Here is a 19,185-nt window from a genome sequence, read left to right as displayed (position 1 = left end):
ATCCGCGCGCCGACGACAATCATCGGACAAAGGGATTCCTGCTTCCGCAAGAACGGGCGCTTGGCGTATGGAGACATTACGCCGCCGGGCCGCGTGGCCCGGCTGGAATGTCGAGGTTCGGGGCTGGCCCCCGCCAAGATCCGCCGCGTTCGACGGCGGAGAGTGCCTGCGTGTTTCGCGTGGGCATCGAACAGGAGAAGGCATAGGGAATGCTCAAGAAGTATCTGACGGCAACGGCGGCGAGCGTCTTGGTTCTCGCGGCCGCGGCATACGCCCCTTCCGCATCGGCCCAGGCCAAGGAAGAGGTCGAGGTCATGCATTGGTGGACCTCCGGCGGCGAGGCGGCTGCGCTGAACGTGCTGAAGGACCAGCTGCAGAAGGAAGGCGTGTCGTGGAAGGACGCGCCGGTGGCCGGCGGCGGCGGCGATGCGGCCATGACCGCACTGCGGGCCCGGGTGACGGCCGGCGACAAGCCGACCTCGGTGCAGCTGCTCGGCACCGCGATCCACGACTGGGCGGAACAGGGCGTCCTGGCCGACCTGACCCCGCTCGCCACCAAGGAGCATTGGGCCGACCACATCCCGCCGGCGATTGCGGCCTTCTCGACCTATGACGGCAAGTGGGTTGCCGCCCCGGTCAACATCCACCGCACCAACTGGCTGTGGATCAACAAGAAGCTGCTCGACAAGGTCGGCGGCAAGGCCCCGACCAACTGGGACGAGTTCCAGGCCCTGGCCAAGCAGTTCAAGGACGCCGGCGTGACGCCGCTCGCCCATGGCGGCCAGCCCTGGCAGGAATCGACGATTTTCGACGCCATCGTCGTCTCGGTCGGCGGCAACGACTTCTACAAGAAGGCGTTCGTCGACCTCGACCCCGACGCGCTGGGCGGCGACACCATGCAGAAGGCGTTCGACCAATTCCGCGTGCTGCGCGGCTGGGTCGACCCCAACTTCTCCGGCCGCGACTGGAACCTGGCCTCGGCCATGGTGATCAACGGCGAGGCCGGCATGCAGGTGATGGGCGACTGGGCCAAGGGCGAGTTCATCAAGGCCGGGCTGAAGCCGGGCATCGATATCGTCTGCGTCCCCTATCCCGGCAGCGAGAAGGCGTTCCTGTTCAACGCCGACCAGTTCGCCATGTTCAGCCTGGACGACAAGACCCGGCAGGACGCACAGCTGAAGCTGGCCAGCGCCATTGAAAGCCCGAGCTTCCAGGAGAGCTTCAACCTGGTGAAGGGCTCGATCCCGGCCAACACCGAGGTCAAGCCGGACAAGTTCGATCCCTGCGGTCAGAAGTCGATGGCCGACCGCGATGCGTTCAAGACCACGGGCGGCATGCTGCCCAGCCTGGCGCATGGCCACGCGGCCCCGGCCGCGGTGAAGGGTGCGGTCTACGACGTGGTCACGAATTTCTTCAATTCGAACCAGTCCTCCGCCGATGCGGCGAAGGCCCTGGTGGCCGCGGTCGCACTCGCGAAGTAGGCGACATCGGGGGCCGTGGCGTTCGCGGCCCCCGCTTTCCGTCCAGCCCCGTGCCTCGACCCCGCTGGCCCCGCCGCCGGGACCGGTCGAGGCGCACCCCATTCAGTCCACCAGTGCCGAGGGCCCGCCGATGGCCGTGATCTCCGAATCTGCGAAGGCGGGTCGACGATCCCCATTCGATTGGCTCCAGACGATCCTTCCCAAGCTCGTTCTGGCGCCGTCTTTCGCCGTGACCATCCTTTGCGTCTACGGCTTCATCCTGTTCACGCTGTACCTGTCCTTCACCGACTCCTCCCTGATGCCGAAATTCAACTGGGTCGGGCTGCTGCAGTACGAGAAGCTGTGGGCCGATCCGAAATGGTACATCTCGCTGGCCAATCTCGGGATCTATGGCGGCCTGTACATCTGCATCAGCACCGCCATCGGCCTGATGCTGGCGATCCTGCTGGATCAGCGGATCCGGATCGAGGGGGCGCTCAGGACCATCTACCTCTACCCGATGGCGATCTCCTTCATCGTCACCGGCACCGCCTGGAAGTGGGTCCTCAACCCGGGCCTCGGCCTCGACAAGCTGATGCACGATCTGGGCTGGACCAGCTTCAGCTTCGACTGGCTGATCAACAGCGAGATGGCGATCTACACCATCGTCATCGCCGGCGTGTGGCAGTCCTCCGGCTTCGTCATGGCGATGTTCCTGGCGGGCTTGCGCGGCGTCGACAGCGACATCCTGAAGGCGGCGGCGATCGATGGCGCCACCCTGCCGCAGACCTACCGGCGGATCATCATCCCGCTGATGCGGCCGGTGTTCCTGTCGGCCTTCGTGGTCTCGGCCCATCTCGCGATCAAGAGCTTCGACCTGGTCAAGGCGATGACGGATGGCGGCCCGGGCACCTCGACCTGGACGCCGGCCGTCTACATGTACACGACGACCTTCACCCGGAACCAGATGGGGCTGGGCGCCGCCAGCGCCGTGATCATGCTGGCGACCATCAGCGCGATCATCGTGCCGTACCTCTATTCCGAGCTGCGGGGTGGCCGCCGTGACTGAAGCCTCGATCATGGTGCCCGGCCCGCGCTCGCCCCTGTCGGTGGTGCTGCGCTGGGTGCTGTTCCTCATCCTCGGCGTATTCGCGCTGATCTACCTGTTTCCGCTCTTCGTCATGGTCGTCACCTCGCTGAAGACGCTGGACGAGGTGCGCTCCGGCAACCTGCTGTCGCTGCCGCAGGCCCCAACGGTCGAGCCCTGGATCAGCGCCTGGAGCACCACCTGCGTCGGGCTGACCTGCGAGGGGCTGAAGGGCTATTTCCTCAACTCGATCCTGATGACGGTGCCGGCGGTGGCGATCTCGGCCGTGCTCGGCGCGCTGAACGGCTACGTCCTGACCAAGTGGCGGTTCCGCGGCGACGGCATCGCCTTCGCCCTGATCCTGTTCGGCTGCTTCATCCCGTTCCAGATCGTGCTGCTGCCGATGGCCAAGACGCTGGGCCTGCTGGGCCTCGCCTCCTCCACGCCAGGGCTGATCTTCGTCCATGTGGTCTACGGGCTGTGCTTCACCACGCTGTTCTTCCGCAACTACTACGCCGCTTTCCCGGACGATCTGGTGAAGTCGGCGATGATCGACGGCGCCGGCTTCTTCCGCATCTTCTGGCGGATCCTGCTGCCGAATTCGATCCCGATCATCGTGGTCACGGTGATCTGGCAGTTCACCAACATCTGGAACGACTTCCTGTTCGGGGTGTCGTTCGCCGGCGGCGGCAGCGCCATGCCGGTCACGGTGGCGCTGAACAACATCGTCAACAGCTCGACCGGCGTGAAGGAATACAACGTCCACATGGCCGCGGCGATCATCGCCGCGCTGCCGACGCTCGTCGTCTATGTGCTCGCCGGCCGCTACTTCGTGCGCGGCCTGATGGCGGGCGCGGTGAAGGGATAACCGCATCATGGCTTCGCTCACGATCCAGAACGTCATCAAGCGCTACGGCGCGATCGAGATCCTCAAGGGGATCAACATCGACATCACCGACGGCGAATTCCTGGTGCTGGTCGGCCCGTCCGGCTGCGGCAAGTCCACCCTGCTGAACATGATCGCCGGGCTGGACACCGTGTCGGACGGCACCATCGCCATCGACGGCCAGCGGGTGAACGACCTGCACCCGAAGGACCGCGACATCGCCATGGTGTTCCAGTCCTACGCCCTGTACCCGAACATGACGGTCGAACAGAACATCGGCTTCGGCCTGGAGATGCGCGGCGTGCCGAAGAAGCAGCGCGACGAGGCCATCGCCAGGGTCGGCGCCCTGCTGCAGATGGAGCATCTGCTGAAGCGCAAGCCCAGCCAGCTCTCGGGCGGCCAGCGCCAGCGCGTGGCGATGGGCCGGGCCCTGGTCCGCGACCCCAAGGTCTTCCTGTTCGACGAGCCCTTGTCCAACCTCGACGCCAAGCTGCGGGTCGAGATGCGGACCGAGATCAAGAAGCTGCACCAGCGGCTGAAATCGACCATCGTCTACGTCACCCACGACCAGATCGAGGCGATGACGCTCGCCACCCGGATCGCGGTGATGCGGGCCGGCGAGCTGCAGCAGCTGGGCACCCCCCGGGAGATCTACGACACCCCGGCCAACACCTTCGTCGCCGGCTTCATGGGGTCGCCGCCGATGAACCTGATCAAGGCCAAGGTGGTGGACAGGAACGGCGGACCGCACGCCGCGATCCACCGCCTGCAGGACGAGGAGATCGTGCTGCCGCTGCCTGGCATCGCCGGGCTGCGCGGCGCCGCCGGCCGCGACATCATCCTGGGCCTGCGGCCGGAGAACATCACCGACCCGCAGAGCGCCATCACCGGCACCGGCCCGTCGCTGGAGAGCGACTGCCTGATCGAGGTGACGGAGCCGACCGGCCCGGACCTGATCGCGGTGGTCGAGATGGGCGGCAAGGAGGTGCTGGCCCGGCTGCGCCCCGACGCCGAGGCCCGCGCCGGCCAGCGCAGCCACCTGGTGTTCGACATGGGCAAAGCCGTGGTGTTCGACGCCGGCACCGAAGCGCGCATCTCGTGATGGCGCTTCGCATCGGGCTGATCGGCTATGGCCCCGCCGCCCGGGTCTTTCACGGGCCCCTGATCGCCGCCTGCCCCGGCACCGCCCTGGCCGGGGCGGCGGTACGGAACCCGCAGGCGGTCACCGACGCCCCCGCCGGCCTGCCGATCACGACGGTCGACGCCATGCTGGCCGACCCCACGGTCGAGGCGGTGGTGGTGGCGACGCCGAGCGGCAGCCACCATGCGGTGGCGCGGCAGGCGCTCGAGGCCGGCAAGCATGTCGTGGTCGACAAGCCGGTGACCGTGACCACGGCAGAGGCCGACGACCTGATCGCCCTGGCGGCGGAGCGGCGGCGGGTGCTGACCGTGTTCCACAACCGGCGCTGGGATGGCGACTTCCTGGCCCTGCAGGGCCTGATCTCCGAGGGAAAGCTGGGCACTATCCACAGCTTCGAATCCAACTATGACCGCTTCCGCCCGACGGTGCGGGTGCGCTGGCGCGAACAGGCGGTGCCGGGTTCGGGGCTGCATTACGACCTCGGCTCGCACCTGATCGACCAAGCGCTGGTGCTGTTCGGCCGGCCGGATCTGGTACGGGCGGAGCTGCGCGCCATCCGCCCGGGCGCCGAGGCGGTGGACGACGCCATCTTCACCCTGGGCTTCGGCCGCACCCGCGCCCTGCTGCGCTGCCGCATCCTGGCGGCGGAGCCGAGCCCGCGGCTGGTGGTGCAGGGCGACCGCGCCACCTTCCGCAAGCAGGAGATCGACCCGCAGGAGGACCATCTGCGCGCCGGCACCGCCCCGACCGGGCCGGAGACCGGCTGGCTGACGGTGGGGCAGGAGACCGGCACGCCGCAGCCCGAACGGCTGGCGATCGCCCCGGGCCGCTACGGCGCCTTCTATGACGGCTTCGCCGCGGCAGTGCGCGACGGCACCCCGCCCCCGGTCGACCCGCGCGACGGCCGCGACGTCATCCGCGTGATCGAGGCCGCGATCGAGAGCTCCGCCACGGGTTGCGACGTGCGGCTGGAGTGGTGACCTCCAAGGCTTGAGAGCCCGTCAGTGTCTACCGAGGGTAAATGACGCCCGCAGGACTAATATTTGTGCAGCAAGATTGATGAGGCCGCGAATGATCGATTGGAAGGAAATTAATGATGGAGATACTTGGGAATTATTCGCTCGGGATTTCTTAATCGAACTTGGCTTTGTAATAGATGCCGGACCGGGAAGAGGCGCCGACGCCGGAAAAGACTTACTGGTCAGTGAACAATTGCGAGGCCGTCTAGCGAGCAGAAAATTTACATGGCTGGTGAGTTGTAAGAATTTTTCAATAAGCGGAAAGTCAGTTGGGCCAGACGACGAAACGAACATAACTGACCGAATTCGTCATCATTCAGCTGATGGATTTATGGGATTTTACTCTACGCTACCCAGCTCTCGCTTGATCGAAAGACTACAGGAATTTTCACGGGGAGGGCAAATCGCTGCATATGAGATTTTCGATTCCAAGAAAATCGAAGGCCATTTTGTAGACACAGGGCTGTCAAAGCTGGCACTTCGCTATTTTTCAAACAGCTATGATACGATGCGCCCCATTCAGAAACTTTTTGGAGAATACAAGGACCTTCGATGTGAAGTTTGCGACAAAGATATTCTTATTCTAAGCGTCAGAACACCATATACTGCAAATATAGTTTTTGCAAAAGATTCGGCGTCGTTCCGAGAAAAAACGAAGAAAAAGAAGGTTCAGAGCGTCCATATCGTATGCAAGGGTGACTGCGATCGCCTGTTGCAATCCCGACTATCAGCGCAGGGTTTTTATACCGGATGGCAAGACATAAGTGATTTAGCTAATCCTTTATTTTATCTAGAAAATGTCCTTTCATATATGAACATACTCCATGATAGAAAAGAAGATTATACGGAAGACGCACATGAAAAAATAAAATCTATATACGTAGCCTTATCTCAACGTACGCTTAGAGAAATAACAAAGGAAGATGAAAAGAGATATCGTGACTTGTCTCAAATAAGTGGATTATAATCTCACAGAACACGCTGAAGATCAAAATTTGCAACTGATGGCCATCAACCGTAAATCGGGAGACACGGCTTAATCGGCCGCGATGATCTCGATCTCGACCAGCCAGTCCGAGACCAGGGTCTGCGCCACCAGCGCCGTGGTCGGCACCACATGGCCGTCCAGCGCGGCGATGCGGGCAGCCTGGTTGGCCTCGGCATAGGCCGCGTCGCGCAGGTAGCTGGTGATGCGCACGATGTTGCGCACGGTCATGTCGGCGCTGGCCAGGATGGTGCGGAGGTTCGACCAGACCAGCGCCAGCTGCGCCTCCAGGGTCTTGCCGGGCACGCCTTGCGCGTCCAGCCCCATGGTGCCGGCGACATAGAGGATGCGGTTCGGCTGCCGCACCTCCAGCGCATGGATGTAGTCCGGCGTCGCCGGGTAGATGCCGCGGGTCGGATTGTGCTGGACGGTCTTCATGCTGCCCCCCTTGCTTGATACCCTGCATCGCACCGATCGACTCGGCGGTGCAACTGCCGGCCCTGCCGATGAGGGCCGCGCTTGACACAGCCCGCGCGGTCTTCCGACACTCCGGCCGCCCAAGCGTACAAGAAGGCGGCGGAGACAGGATGATGGATGGCACAGAGGCGAGCCGGCTGACCGGCGGGCCGGATTACCGGCCGCTGGACGAGGCGGGCCTTCGCCCCTATCTCGCCGGGCTGCCGGCAATCCGCGATGCGCTGGGCGGCGACCCCGCCGGCTGGCACGTCACCGAGGTCGGCGACGGCAATCTGAACCTGGTGTTCATCGTCCGCGGCAGCGCCGGCGGGCTGGTGGTCAAGCAGGCCCTGCCCTATGTCCGGCTGGTCGGCGACAGCTGGCCGCTGCCGCTGGACCGCGCCTGGTTCGAATGGCATGCGCTGTCGGAACAGGCGCGGCACGTGCCGCATCTGCTGCCCAAGCTGCACCATTTCGACCCCGCCATGGCGCTGATGGTGATGGAGTGGCTGACGCCGCACATCATCCTGCGCAAGGGCATGATCGCCGGCACCCGCTATCCCCGCCTGGCCGGGCATATGGCGGAGTTCCTGGCCCAGACCCTGTTCAAGACCTCGGACCTCCACGCCCCGGCGGCCGAGAAGAAGGCCAAGATGGCGCCGTTCTGCGGCAACACCGCCCTGTGCAAGATCACCGAGGACCTGGTCTTCACCGATCCCTACCGCATCGCCAAGCTGAACCGCTGGACCACGCCGCAGCTGGACGGCCTGGCGGCGCAGTTCCGCGCCGACGCCGCGGCCAAGGTGGCGGCGCAGGAGCTGAAATGGGCCTTCCTGACCCGGGCCGAGGCGCTGGTGCATGGCGATTTGCACACCGGGTCGATCATGGTGACCGAAACCGACAGCCGCGCCATCGACCCCGAATTCGCCTTCTACGGCCCGATGGGCTTCGACATCGGCGCCCTCTTGGCCAATTTCTTCCTGGCCTATTTCGCTCAAGGAGGCCACGCCACGCCGGCCGATGACCGCAGCGACTACCGCAGCTGGCTGCTGGTCCAGGTCGAGGCGATCTGGAGCGGCTTCGAGAAGCGCTTCCTGGAGCTGTGGCGGGCCGAGGCCAGGGGCGACGCCTTCGAGGCCGGACTGTTCGCCGATGCCGACGGCGCCCTGGCGCTGGACGCCCACCGCAAGGCGACCATGGCCCGGCTGTTCCGCGACACCGTCGGCTTTGCCGGCGCCAAGATGGTCCGCCGCATCCTGGGGTTGGCCCATGTCGCCGACCTCGAGACCATCGCCGACCCGGACCGGCGCGCCGCCTGCGAGACCCAGGCGCTGCGCCTGGCCCGCGCCTTCCTGGTCGAGCGCGACCGCTTCACCGGCCCGGCCGACCTGCGCCATGCGGCCGAGACGATTTACCGTGAGGGCTGAGAGATGAAGATCGACGGGCGTTCCTACCGCACCATCTGGCCGGCCGCCGATGGCTGGCGCGTCGAGATCATCGACCAGACCAAGCTGCCGCACGGCTTCGAGACGGTGGTGCTGGAGAGCGAGGACCAGGCGGCCCACGCCATCCGCAGCATGCAGGTGCGCGGCGCGCCGCTGATCGGCGCCACCGGCGCCTATGGCCTGGCGCTGGCGCTGCACGCCGACCCGTCCGATGCCGGGCTGGCCGGCGCTTATGACCGGCTGCTGGCCACCCGCCCGACCGCGGTCAACCTGCGCTGGGCGCTGGACGATGTCCGCGCCCGGGTCGCCGGCCTGAAGCCGGCGGAGCGGGCGGCGGCCGCCTATCGCCGCGCCGCCGAGATCTGCGACGACGACGTCGCCACCTGCCGCGCCATCGGCGAGCACGGCCTGGCCGTGTTCCGCGACATCTGGGAACGGAGGGGCCGGCCGGACCGCCTGAACGTGCTGACCCATTGCAACGCCGGCTGGCTGGCGACGGTCGATTGGGGCACCGCTCTGGCGCCGATCTACCTCGCCCATGACAGCGGGGTGCCGGTCCATGTCTGGGTCGACGAGACCCGGCCGCGCAACCAGGGCGCCAGCATCACCGCCTTCGAGCTGGGCCGCCACGGCGTGCCGCACACCGTGATCGCCGACAATGTCGGCGGCCATCTGATGCAGCACGGCCTGGTCGATGTCTGCATCGTCGGCACCGACCGCACCACCGCCACCGGCGATGTCTGCAACAAGATCGGCACCTACCTCAAGGCGCTGGCGGCGCATGACAACGGCGTGCCGTTCTATGTCGCCCTGCCCTACACCACGATCGACTGGACCCTGACCGACGGCATCCGCCAGATCGAGATCGAGCAGCGCGACCCGCGCGAGCTGAGCCACATCACCGGCCGCACCGCCGACGGGCGGCTGGAGACGGTGGGCATCCTGCCGGAGGGCAGCCCGGCGGCGAACTGGGCCTTCGACGTGACCCCGGCGCGCTACGTCACCGGGCTGATCACCGAACGCGGCGTCTGCCCCGCCAGCCGCGAAGGCCTGGCCGGGCTGTATCCGGACCGGGCGGCTTGATCACACGAGTCCCCCCTCCCCTTGCGGGAGGGGGCTAGGGGGAGGGGGTTCGAGCCGCATGGGCAGCGCGTCAGGCAGTGAAGCGCACGCGGCCCGTCAGCTCCGGCTGGCAGACGACAAAGCCCTTCATCGACAACCCCCTCCCCCTACCCCCCTCCCGCAAGGGGAGGGGGGACTCCGTTTGGTTTCGACCCTTTGGAATTCATCACAAATCATAACAGGGAGAGCCTCATGACCCGTTTCCTGTCCGCCACCGCCCTGGCCCTGGTGCTGGCCGCCGGCGCGGCGCCGGCCGGTGCCAAGACGCTGGTCTACTGCTCCGAGGGCAGCCCGGAGAACTTCAACCCGCAGATCAACACCACCGGCACCAGCCTGGACGCGTCGGTGCCGGTCTATGACGGGCTGGTGGCGTTCGAGCGCGGCGGCACCAAGGTGGTGCCGGCCCTGGCCGAATCCTGGGACGTGTCCGACGACGGCACCATCTACACCTTCCACCTGCGCCATGGCGTGAAGTGGCATTCGAACGAGAAGTTCACCCCGACGCGCGACTTCAACGCCGACGACGTGCTGTTCTCGTTCAACCGGATGTGGAAGGACGACAGCCCCTACCACAAGATTTCCGGCGGCTCTTACGACTATTTCGGCGACATGGGGATGCCGACGCTGCTGAAGGCGATCGACAAGGTCGACGATTACACGGTGAAGTTCACCCTGACCAAGCCGGAGGCACCGTTCATCGCCGACATGGCGATGAACTTCGCCCAGATCATGTCGGCCGAATACGCCGACGCGATGATGAAGGCCGGCACGCCGGAGGATGTCGACCAGATCCCGATCGGCACCGGGCCGTTCCGCTTCGTCCAGTACCTGCCGGACGCGCTGATCCGCTTCAAGGCGTTCGACCAGGCCTGGAGCGGGCGCGAGAAGATCGACACGCTGGTCTTCGCCATCACCCCCGACGCCTCGGTGCGCTACGCCAAGCTGAAGGCCAATGAGTGCCAGGTGATCCCGTCGCCGAACCCGGCCGACCTGCCGGCGATGGAGAAGGACCCCGACGTCACCGTGGTCAGCCAGCCCGGGCTGAACACCGGCTACCTCGCCTTCAACGTGCTCAAGAAGCCGTTCGACGACGTCCGCGTGCGCCGCGCCATCAACATGGCGGTGAACAAGCAGGCGATCCTCGATGCCGTCTATCGCGGCACCGGCCAAGCGGCGAAGAACCCGATCCCGCCGACCATCTGGTCCTACAACGACAGCATCCAGGACTACAAATACGACCCCGAGGCCGCCAAGAAGCTGCTGGCCGATGCCGGCTACGCCAAGGGCTTCGACACCGACCTGTGGGCAATGCCGGTGCAGCGCCCCTACAATCCGAACGCCCGCCGCATCGCCGAGATGATGCAGGAGGACCTGGCCAAGGTCGGCATCAACGCCAAGATCGTCTCCTACGAATGGGGCGAGTACCGCAAGCGGGCCCAGGCCGGCGAGCACCAGATGGCCCAGCTGGGCTGGGGCGGCGACAATGGCGACCCCGACAATTTCTTCGCCAACATCCTGGGCTGCGATGCGGCGCGGGAAGGCGGCGGCAATATTGCGAAGTGGTGCGATCAGGATTTCGAGAAACTCATCCAGAAGGCCAAGACCACTGCCGACCAGGCCGAGCGGACCAAGCTGTACGAGCAGGCCCAGGTGATCTTCCACGATCAGGTGCCGTGGCTGCCGATCGCCCATTCGGTCGAGTACCAGGCGATCCGCAAGGAGGTGCTGAACTATGTCATCACCCCGGTCCGGCTGCACGATTTCCGCGGCGTCGACATCGCCGAGTAGAGGCGGATTGACATCCTACCCCCCGGTTGCGGTAATCCCCGCAACCTGCGGCGGGGCCGCGCCACCAGGCGAGGCCCCGATCCGCACCAGACCCATCGAGGGAGAGAAACCCCATGTCCCGCTTCCTGTCCGCCACGGCGATGGCGCTTGTCCTCGCCGCGGGGATGGCGGTGTCCGCCGAGGCCAAGACCCTGGTCTACTGCTCCGAGGGCAGCCCCGAGAACTTCAACCCGCAGATCAACACCACCGGCACCAGCTTCGACGCGGCGCTGCCGGTCTATGACGGCCTGGTCGCCTTCGAGAAGGGCACCACCAAGGTGGTCCCGGCGCTGGCCGAATCCTGGGACGTGTCCGACGACGGCACGGTCTACACCTTCCATCTCCGCCACGGTGTGAAGTTCCACACCAGCGCGACCTTCACCCCGACGCGCGACTTCAACGCCGATGACGTGCTGTTCTCGTTCAACCGGATGTGGAAGGAGGACAGCCCCTACCACAAGGTCTCGGGCGGGTCGTACGACTACTTCGGCGACATGGGCATGCCGACGCTGCTGAAGGCGATCGACAAGGTCGACGACTACACGGTGAAGTTCACCCTGAACAAGCCGGAGGCGCCGTTCATCGCCAACATGGCGATGAACTTCGCCGAGATCCTGTCGGCGGAATACGCCGATGCGATGATGAAGGCCGGCACGCCCGAGCAGGTCGACCAGGTGCCGATCGGCACCGGCCCGTTCCAGTTCGTGCAATACCAGCCGGACGCGCTGATCCGCTACAAGGCCTTCGACCAGGCCTGGAGCGGGCGCGAGAAGATCGACAACCTGGTCTTCGCCATCACCCCGGACGCGGCGGTGCGCTACGCCAAGGTGCAGGCCGGCGAATGTCACGTCATGCCGTATCCGAACCCGGCCGACCTGCCGGAGATGCAGAAGAACCCGGCCCTGACGGTGCTGAGCCAGCCCGGCCTCAACACCGGCTACCTCGCCTTCAACGTCACCAAGAAGCCGTTCGATGATGTGCGGGTGCGCCGCGCCGTCAACATGGCGGTGAACAAGGCGGCGATCCTGGAGGCGGTGTACCAGGGCACCGGCCAGGCGGCGAAGAACGCGATTCCGCCGACCATCTGGTCCTACAACGACAGCATCCAGGACTATAAGTACGACCCCGAGGCGGCCAAGAAGCTGCTGGCCGACGCCGGCTACGCCAACGGCGTCGACAGCGACCTGTGGGCGATGCCGGTGCAGCGCCCCTACAACCCGAACGCCCAGCGCATCGCCGAGATGATGCAGGCCGATCTGGCCAAGGTCGGGATCCGCACCAAGATCGTGTCCTACGAATGGGGCGAGTACCGCAAGCGGGCCCAGGCCGGCGAGCACCAGATGGCGCAACTGGGCTGGTCGGGCGACAACGGCGACCCCGACAACTTCTTCAACAACCTGCTGGGCTGCGACGCCGCGCGTGAGGGCGGCTCGAATATTTCGAAGTGGTGCGACAAGGACTTCGAGGCGCTGATCCAGAAGGCCAAGACCACCGCCGACCAGGCCGAGCGGACCAAGCTGTACGAGCAGGCCCAGGTGATCTTCCACGACCAGGCGCCGTGGCTGCCGATCGCGCATTCGGTGGTCTATGAGACCATCCGCAAGGAGGTCACCGGCTACAAGATCATCCCGGTCGGCCTGCACGACTTCCGCGGCGTCGACATCGCGGAGTAAGTCTGGCTGAGCCTGTCGGGGTCGATTGAGACTCCGACGACGCAAGAAACGGGCAGGAAAGTCCAGCGCGGCTTTCCTGCCCGTCTTTTTTTGCCCAGGCGGGATTACGATCCGCAGGGCCACCCCGGAAACCACGGAAAGCCAGGGGCCGACGCCCCGGAATTCCGTCCGTGCCGCGTGAAACGATTCTCTGCGCGCCAGCCCCACCGATCAGTTGACATCCCCCCCGCCCCCTGCGGTAATCCCGTGCAACCCACGGTTTGGGCAATACAGCTATGCGGCAAGCCCAGTCCGAAGGACCATCCATAAGGGGGAGAGTTTCATGTCCCGTTACCTGTCCGCCACGGCGATGGCGCTTGTCCTCGTCGCGGGGATGGCGGTGTCCGCCGAGGCCAAGACCCTGGTCTATTGCTCCGAGGGCAGCCCGGAGAACTTCAATCCGCAGATCAACACCACCGGCACCAGCTTCGACGCCTCCGGCCCGATCTACGACCATCTGATCGAGTTCACCAAGGGCTCGACCAAGACCGAACCCGGCCTGGCCGAATCCTGGGACATCTCGGATGACGGGACGGTCTACACCTTCCACCTCCGCAAGGGGGTGAAGTGGCATTCCAACGAGAAGTTCACGCCGACCCGCGAGTTCAACGCCGACGACGTGCTGTTCACCTTCAACCGGATGTGGAAGGAAGACAGCCCCTATCACAAGGTGTCCGGCGGCTCGTACGACTATTTCGGCGACATGGGCTTCGACAAGCTGCTGAAGTCGATCGACAAGGTCGATGACCACACGGTCAAGTTCACCCTGACCCGGCCCGAGGCGCCGTTCCTGGCCGACCTGGCGATGGAGTTCTCGTCCATCCTGTCGGCGGAATACGCCGATGTCATGATGAAGGCCGGCACGCCCGAGCAGGTCGACCAGGTGCCGATCGGCACCGGATCCTTCCAGTTCGTGCAGTACCAGCCCGACGCGCTGATCCGCTACAAGGCCTTCGAAGGCGCCTGGAGCGGCCGCGAGAAGCTGGACAACCTGGTCTTCGCCATCACCCCGGACGCGGCGGTGCGCTACGCCAAGCTGAAGGCTGGCGAGTGCCAGGTGATGCCGTATCCGAACCCGGCCGACGTGCCGGCGATGCTGAAAGACCCGGCGCTGAACGTGCTGACCCAGCCCGGCCTCAACACCGGCTATCTCGCCTTCAACGTCACCAAGAAGCCGTTCGATGATGTGCGGGTGCGCCGCGCCGTCAACATGGCGGTGAACAAGGCGGCGATCCTGGAGGCGGTGTACCAGGGCGCGGGCCAGGCGGCGAAGAACCCGATCCCGCCGACCATCTGGTCCTACAACGACAGCATCCAGGACTATAAGTATGACCCCGAGGCGGCCAAGAAGCTGCTGGCCGACGCCGGCTATGCCAAGGGCTTCGACACCGACCTGTGGGCGATGCCGGTGCAGCGCCCGTACAACCCGAACGCCCAGCGCATCGCCGAGCTGATGCAGTCGGACCTCGCCAAGGTCGGGATCAACGCCAAGATCGTCTCCTACGAATGGGGCGAGTACCGCAAGCGGGCCCAAGCCGGCGAGCACCAGATGGCGCAGCTGGGCTGGACCGGCGACAACGGCGACCCGGACAACTTCCTGAACAACCTGCTGGGTTGCGACGGCGCGCGGGAAGGCGGCTCGAATATCTCCAAGTGGTGCAACAAGGACTTCGAGGCGCTGATCCAGAAGGCCAAGTCGATCAGCGACCAGGGCGAGCGCACCAAGCTGTACGAGCAGGCCCAGGTGATCTTCCACGACCAGGCGCCGTGGCTGCCGATCGCGCATTCAGTGGTCTACGAGCCGACCCGCAAGGAGGTCACCGGCTACAAGGTCAGCCCGTTCGGCCGCCACGACTTCAGCGGCGTCGACATCACCGAATAATCGGGTTAAGGGGGAGCCGGGCGGGGGAGCAGGGGGATGCTTCTCCGCCCGCGTCTTTTCCGGCCCCCCACCTTCCCCACCTTTTCTGATCTGACGAGATCATGTTCCGCTTCATCCTGACCCGCTTCGCGATGGCGGCTGTGACCTTCCTGGGGATCACCGCCCTCAGCTTCTTCCTGATCCGGGCGGTGCCCGGCGACCCGATCGAGATCCGCGCCGGCGAGCGCGGCATCTCGCCGGAGCGCCATGCCCAGCTGCTGCACGACTACGGCCTGGACCGGCCGGTCTCGGTGCAGTTCTTCTCCTATATCGGCGGCGTGCTGCAGGGCGACCTCGGCGCCTCCACCGTCACCCGGCGGCCGGTGTTCAGCGAGTTCTGGAAGCTGTTTCCCGCGACCATCGAGCTCGGCGTCTGCGCCATGATCTTCGCCGTGGTGTTCGGCCTGCCCGCCGGCATCCTGGCCGCGACCAACCGATCTAGTCCCATCGACCACGGCATCATGGGCGCCAGCCTGACCGGCTATTCCATGCCGATCTTCTGGTGGGGGCTGCTGCTGATCCTGATCTTCTCGGTCGGGCTGGGCTGGACCCCGGTGTCCGGCCGCATCTCGGCCCTGTACTATGTCGAGCCGCACACCGGCTTCATGCTGATCGACAGCCTGATGTCGGACGAGAAGGGCGCCTTCCTCTCGACCCTGCGCTGCCTGATCCTGCCGACCATCGTGCTGGGCACCATCCCGCTGGCGGTGATCGCGCGCATGACCCGGTCGGCCATGCTGGAGGTGCTGAGCGAGGACTACATCCGCACCGCCCGCGCCAAGGGCCTGGCGGTGAAGCGGGTGATCGGTCTGCACGCCCTGCGCAACGCCCTGATCCCGGTCGTCACCGTGATCGGCCTGCAGGTCGGCACCCTGCTGGGCGGCGCCATCCTGACCGAGACCGTGTTCGCCTGGCCCGGCGTCGGCAAATGGCTGGTCGAATCGATCAACCGGCGCGACTACCCCACCCTGCAGGGCGGCGTCCTGATGGTCGCAACCCTGGTGATCGTCGTCAACCTGCTGGTCGACGTGGCCTATGGCCTGCTCGATCCCCGCATCCGGCACGTGAAGTAGGCCGATGACCGCACCCTCCCTGCAAGAGACCCGCCCCGCCGCGGTGGCGACCAAGCCGCCCGGCCCGTTCATCGAGTTCTGGCGCTCCTTCAGCGCCAACAAGGGCGCCCTGGGCGGGCTGATCGTGATCGTGCTGATCGCCCTGGTCGCGATCTTCGCCGGCGTGATCGCGCCGCATTCCCCGATCGACCAGGACCGCACCGCCTTCCTGGTGCCGCCCTTCTGGCAGGCCGGCGGCAACTGGGCCTATCCCCTGGGCACCGACGACATCGGCCGCGACATCCTCTCGCGCCTGATCTACGGCGCCCGGCTGTCGATGATGATCGGGCTGATCGTGGTCACCCTGTCGCTGGCCGTCGGCCTGGTGCTGGGCCTCGTCGCCGGCTTCTTCGGCGGGGTGGTCGACATGGCCATCATGCGGCTCCTGGACATCATGCTGGCCCTGCCCAGCCTGCTGCTGGCGATCGTGATCGTCGCCATCCTCGGCCCCGGCCTGGGCAACGCCATGATCGCGGTGTCGATCGTCACCCTGCCCCACTATTCCCGGCTGATGCGCGCCGCGGTGCTGAGCCAGATCCGAAGGCCCTATGTCACCGCCTCGCGCGTCGCCGGCGCCGGCACCATGCGGCTGATGTTCGCGACCATCCTGCCGAACTGCATGGCGCCCTTGATCGTGCAGGCCACGCTCGGCTTCTCCTCCGCCATCCTCGACGCCGCGGCGCTGGGCTTCCTCGGCCTCGGCGCCCAGCCGCCGACGCCGGAATGGGGCACCATGCTGGCCTCGTCGCTGCAGTTCCTGCAGCGCGCCTGGTGGGTGGTCACCTTCCCCGGCCTCGCCATCCTGATCACCGTGCTGGCCTTCAACCTGCTGGGCGACGGCCTGCGCGACGCGCTCGACCCGAGACTGAAACGCTGATGCCCCTGCTTGAAATCCGCAACCTGACGGTCGAGTTCCCGGCCGGGAAGGGCCTGTTCCGGGCCGTCTCCGGCCTCGACCTCACCATCGATGCCGGCGAGATCCTGGGCATCGTCGGCGAATCCGGCTCCGGCAAATCCGTCAGCATGCTGGCGCTGATGGGCCTGGTCGCCTTCCCCGGCAAGGTCACCGCCGACCGCCTGGCCTTCGACGGCCACGACCTGTTGAAGATGTCGCCGCGCCAGCGCCGCAAGATCACCGGCAAGGACATGGCGATGATCTTCCAGGAGCCGATGACCAGCCTGAACCCCTGCTTCACCGTCGGCTTCCAGATCATGGAGACGCTGAAGGTGCATGAGGGCGGCAGCCGGCGCACCCGCCGCGACCGCACCGTGCAGCTGCTCGGCCAGGTCGGCATCCCGGCGCCGGAGACCCGGGTCGACAGCTTCCCGCACCAGCTGTCGGGCGGCATGAACCAGCGGGTGATGATCGCGATGGCGATCGCCTGCAAGCCCAAGCTCTTGATCGCCGACGAGCCGACCACGGCGCTGGACGTCACCATCCAGGCCCAGATCCTGGACCTGCTGGCGACGTTGCAGCGCGACCAGGGCATGGCCCTGGTGCTGATCACCCACGACATGGGCGTGGTGGCCGAAACGGCGCAGCGGGTCAACGTGATGTATGCCGGCGAGCTGGTCGAGGAGCGCATGGTCGACAGCCTGTTCACCCGGCCGCGCCACCCCTACACCGGCGCCCTCTTGGAGGCGCTGCCGGAGCGCAGCACCGGCCACCGCCGGCTGCCGACCATCCCCGGCGTGGTGCCGGGCCCCTATGACCGGCCGCAGGGCTGCCTGTTCAACCCGCGCTGCCGCAACGTGCTCGACCGCTGCCGCGGCCAGCACCCCGAGATCGTGCCGGACCTGGACGGGCGGACCCGCTGCTTCAACCCCATCGCCAAGCCCCTCGAGGAGATCCGCGCATGACGGCGGTGGTCGAAGCGCGGCATCTCAGCCGCTTCTACGAGGTCAAGACCTCGCCGCTCAAGCCGCCGAAGATCCTGCGGGCGGTGAGCGACATGTCCTTCACGCTGGAGCCGGGCAAGACCCTGGCGGTGGTCGGCGAATCCGGCTGCGGCAAGTCCACCCTCGCCCGGGTGGTGACCATGATCGAGCAGCCCAGCGAGGGCGACCTGACCATCGACGGCATCCCGGTCGCGACCGCGGACGCCGCCCAGCGCCGCCGCCTGCGCAGCGCGGTGCAGATCGTGTTCCAGGACCCCTACGGGTCGCTGAACCCGCGCAAGAAGATCGGCACCATCCTGGAGGAGCCGCTCAAGATCAACACCAGCCTGTCGCGGGCGGAGCGGCGGCAGGCGGCCGAGGCGATGCTGTCGAAGGTGGGCCTGCGGCCGGAGCATTACGACCGCTACCCCCACATGTTCTCGGGCGGCCAGCGCCAGCGCGTGGCGATCGCCCGCGCCCTGATGCTGCGGCCCAAGGTGGTGGTGGCGGACGAGCCGGTCTCGGCGCTGGACGTCTCGATCCAGGCCCAGGTGCTGAACCTGCTGATGGACCTGCAGGACGAGTTCGGCCTGGCCTATCTGTTCATCAGCCACGGCCTGTCGGTGGTGCAGCACATCGCCGACGACCTGGTAGTGATGTATCTCGGCCGGCCGGTGGAGCACGGCACCAAGGAGGCGATCTTCCGCCATCCGCGCCACCCCTACACCAGGGCGCTCTTGGCCTCGACCCCATTCGTCGACCCGACCAAGCGGGCGGAGCGGGTGGTGCTGTCGGGCGAACTACCGTCGCCGATGAACCCGCCGCCGGGCTGCGCCTTCCACCGGCGGTGCCCCTTCGCCACCGATGTGTGCAGCGTGGAACGGCCGGAGCTGCGGCCGGTGGATGGCCGGGATGTGGCGTGCCATCACGCGGAGATGGTGAATTAGGGAGGGGTAGGACCTGGGGCGCGGGCGCCATCGGCGACCGCCCGCGGGGATCTGCGATGGGATGCAGACCGATCGGAGGCGTTCTGGCTGCCGGGACCGCCAGGGGTTTAAGCGCCTTCGTCGGGCGCAGCGCTCAAGAGATCGGGGTTCGTTCGAATGGGCCAGCCCGTCAACGCAGTTCACGCCC

16 protein-coding genes are annotated in these 19,185 nt (G+C 66.2%); 15 read left to right on the top strand and 1 reads right to left on the bottom strand.

From position 1 onward, the window contains the following. Positions 1-209: 209 nt before the first annotated feature. From E9232_RS15785 to E9232_RS15760, 6 genes are all read left to right on the top strand, one after another. Positions 210-1,481 carry an ABC transporter substrate-binding protein gene (locus tag E9232_RS15785; RefSeq protein ID WP_309795225.1) on the top strand — a complete coding sequence of 424 codons (1,272 nt, stop codon included), beginning with the start codon at positions 210-212 and terminating at the stop codon, positions 1,479-1,481. 229 nt (positions 1,482-1,710) lie between these two features. Then, a complete protein-coding gene (locus tag E9232_RS15780) occupies positions 1,711-2,529 on the top strand; it encodes a carbohydrate ABC transporter permease (RefSeq protein WP_309795223.1) in 819 nt (272 codons plus the stop codon). A gap of 10 nt (positions 2,530-2,539) precedes the next feature. After that, positions 2,540-3,415 carry a carbohydrate ABC transporter permease gene (locus tag E9232_RS15775; RefSeq protein ID WP_309795722.1) on the top strand — a complete coding sequence of 292 codons (876 nt, stop codon included), beginning with the start codon at positions 2,540-2,542 and terminating at the stop codon, positions 3,413-3,415. Between the two features lie 7 nt (positions 3,416-3,422). Further along, positions 3,423-4,535, top strand: a complete 1,113-nt coding sequence (locus tag E9232_RS15770; protein WP_309795221.1) for an ABC transporter ATP-binding protein — start codon at positions 3,423-3,425, stop codon at positions 4,533-4,535. Beyond that, positions 4,535-5,554: a Gfo/Idh/MocA family oxidoreductase gene (locus E9232_RS15765; protein WP_309795219.1), complete on the top strand. Its 1,020-nt coding sequence runs from the start codon at positions 4,535-4,537 to the stop codon at positions 5,552-5,554. The genes E9232_RS15770 and E9232_RS15765 overlap by 1 nt, the downstream gene beginning before the upstream one ends. Positions 5,555-5,645: 91 nt before the next feature. After that, positions 5,646-6,560, top strand: a complete 915-nt coding sequence (locus E9232_RS15760) for a hypothetical protein (protein ID WP_309795217.1) — start codon at positions 5,646-5,648, stop codon at positions 6,558-6,560. Positions 6,561-6,629: 69 nt separating this feature from the next. On the opposite strand, the gene E9232_RS15755 is transcribed toward E9232_RS15760, so the two are convergent. Continuing rightward, complete coding sequence (locus tag E9232_RS15755) at positions 6,630-7,016, bottom strand: RidA family protein (RefSeq protein ID WP_309795215.1); 387 nt, start codon at positions 7,014-7,016, stop codon at positions 6,630-6,632. A gap of 149 nt (positions 7,017-7,165) precedes the next feature. Here E9232_RS15755 and mtnK point away from each other — a divergent pair, with 149 nt between their 5' ends. The 9 genes from mtnK to E9232_RS15710 all read left to right on the top strand — a co-directional run bounded on the left by mtnK (position 7,166) and on the right by E9232_RS15710 (position 18,998). Then, positions 7,166-8,461, top strand: coding sequence for an S-methyl-5-thioribose kinase (mtnK, locus tag E9232_RS15750; protein ID WP_309795213.1), 1,296 nt, complete (start codon positions 7,166-7,168; stop codon positions 8,459-8,461). A 3-nt stretch (positions 8,462-8,464) separates the two neighbouring features. Then, positions 8,465-9,562 carry an S-methyl-5-thioribose-1-phosphate isomerase gene (mtnA, locus tag E9232_RS15745; protein WP_309795211.1) on the top strand — a complete coding sequence of 366 codons (1,098 nt, stop codon included), beginning with the start codon at positions 8,465-8,467 and terminating at the stop codon, positions 9,560-9,562. Positions 9,563-9,793: 231 nt separating this feature from the next. Continuing rightward, positions 9,794-11,389, top strand: coding sequence for an ABC transporter substrate-binding protein (locus tag E9232_RS15740; RefSeq protein WP_309795210.1), 1,596 nt, complete (start codon positions 9,794-9,796; stop codon positions 11,387-11,389). A gap of 113 nt (positions 11,390-11,502) precedes the next feature. After that, complete coding sequence (locus tag E9232_RS15735; RefSeq protein WP_309795208.1) at positions 11,503-13,101, top strand: ABC transporter substrate-binding protein; 1,599 nt, start codon at positions 11,503-11,505, stop codon at positions 13,099-13,101. Between the two features lie 322 nt (positions 13,102-13,423). Continuing rightward, the gene (locus tag E9232_RS15730; RefSeq protein ID WP_309795207.1) at positions 13,424-15,022 is read left to right on the top strand and encodes an ABC transporter substrate-binding protein; all 1,599 of its coding nucleotides are present in this window, start codon (positions 13,424-13,426) and stop codon (positions 15,020-15,022) included. Positions 15,023-15,123: 101 nt separating this feature from the next. Beyond that, a complete protein-coding gene (locus E9232_RS15725; RefSeq protein ID WP_309795205.1) occupies positions 15,124-16,134 on the top strand; it encodes an ABC transporter permease subunit in 1,011 nt (336 codons plus the stop codon). A 4-nt stretch (positions 16,135-16,138) separates the two neighbouring features. After that, positions 16,139-17,050, top strand: coding sequence for an ABC transporter permease subunit (locus E9232_RS15720; RefSeq protein ID WP_309795203.1), 912 nt, complete (start codon positions 16,139-16,141; stop codon positions 17,048-17,050). Beyond that, positions 17,050-18,033 carry an ABC transporter ATP-binding protein gene (locus tag E9232_RS15715; RefSeq protein WP_309795201.1) on the top strand — a complete coding sequence of 328 codons (984 nt, stop codon included), beginning with the start codon at positions 17,050-17,052 and terminating at the stop codon, positions 18,031-18,033. The genes E9232_RS15720 and E9232_RS15715 overlap by 1 nt, the downstream gene beginning before the upstream one ends. Next, positions 18,030-18,998: a peptide ABC transporter ATP-binding protein gene (locus tag E9232_RS15710; protein WP_309795199.1), complete on the top strand. Its 969-nt coding sequence runs from the start codon at positions 18,030-18,032 to the stop codon at positions 18,996-18,998. Before E9232_RS15715 ends, E9232_RS15710 begins: the two co-directional genes overlap by 4 nt. Positions 18,999-19,185 lie beyond the last annotated feature (187 nt).

Origin of the sequence: Inquilinus ginsengisoli, assembly GCF_031453975.1 — a bacterium.
GTDB classification, from domain to species: domain Bacteria; phylum Pseudomonadota; class Alphaproteobacteria; order DSM-16000; family Inquilinaceae; genus Inquilinus; species Inquilinus ginsengisoli_A.
Note: the sequence above shows the minus strand (reverse complement) of the source record. Positions and strands in the feature narration are given on the sequence as shown.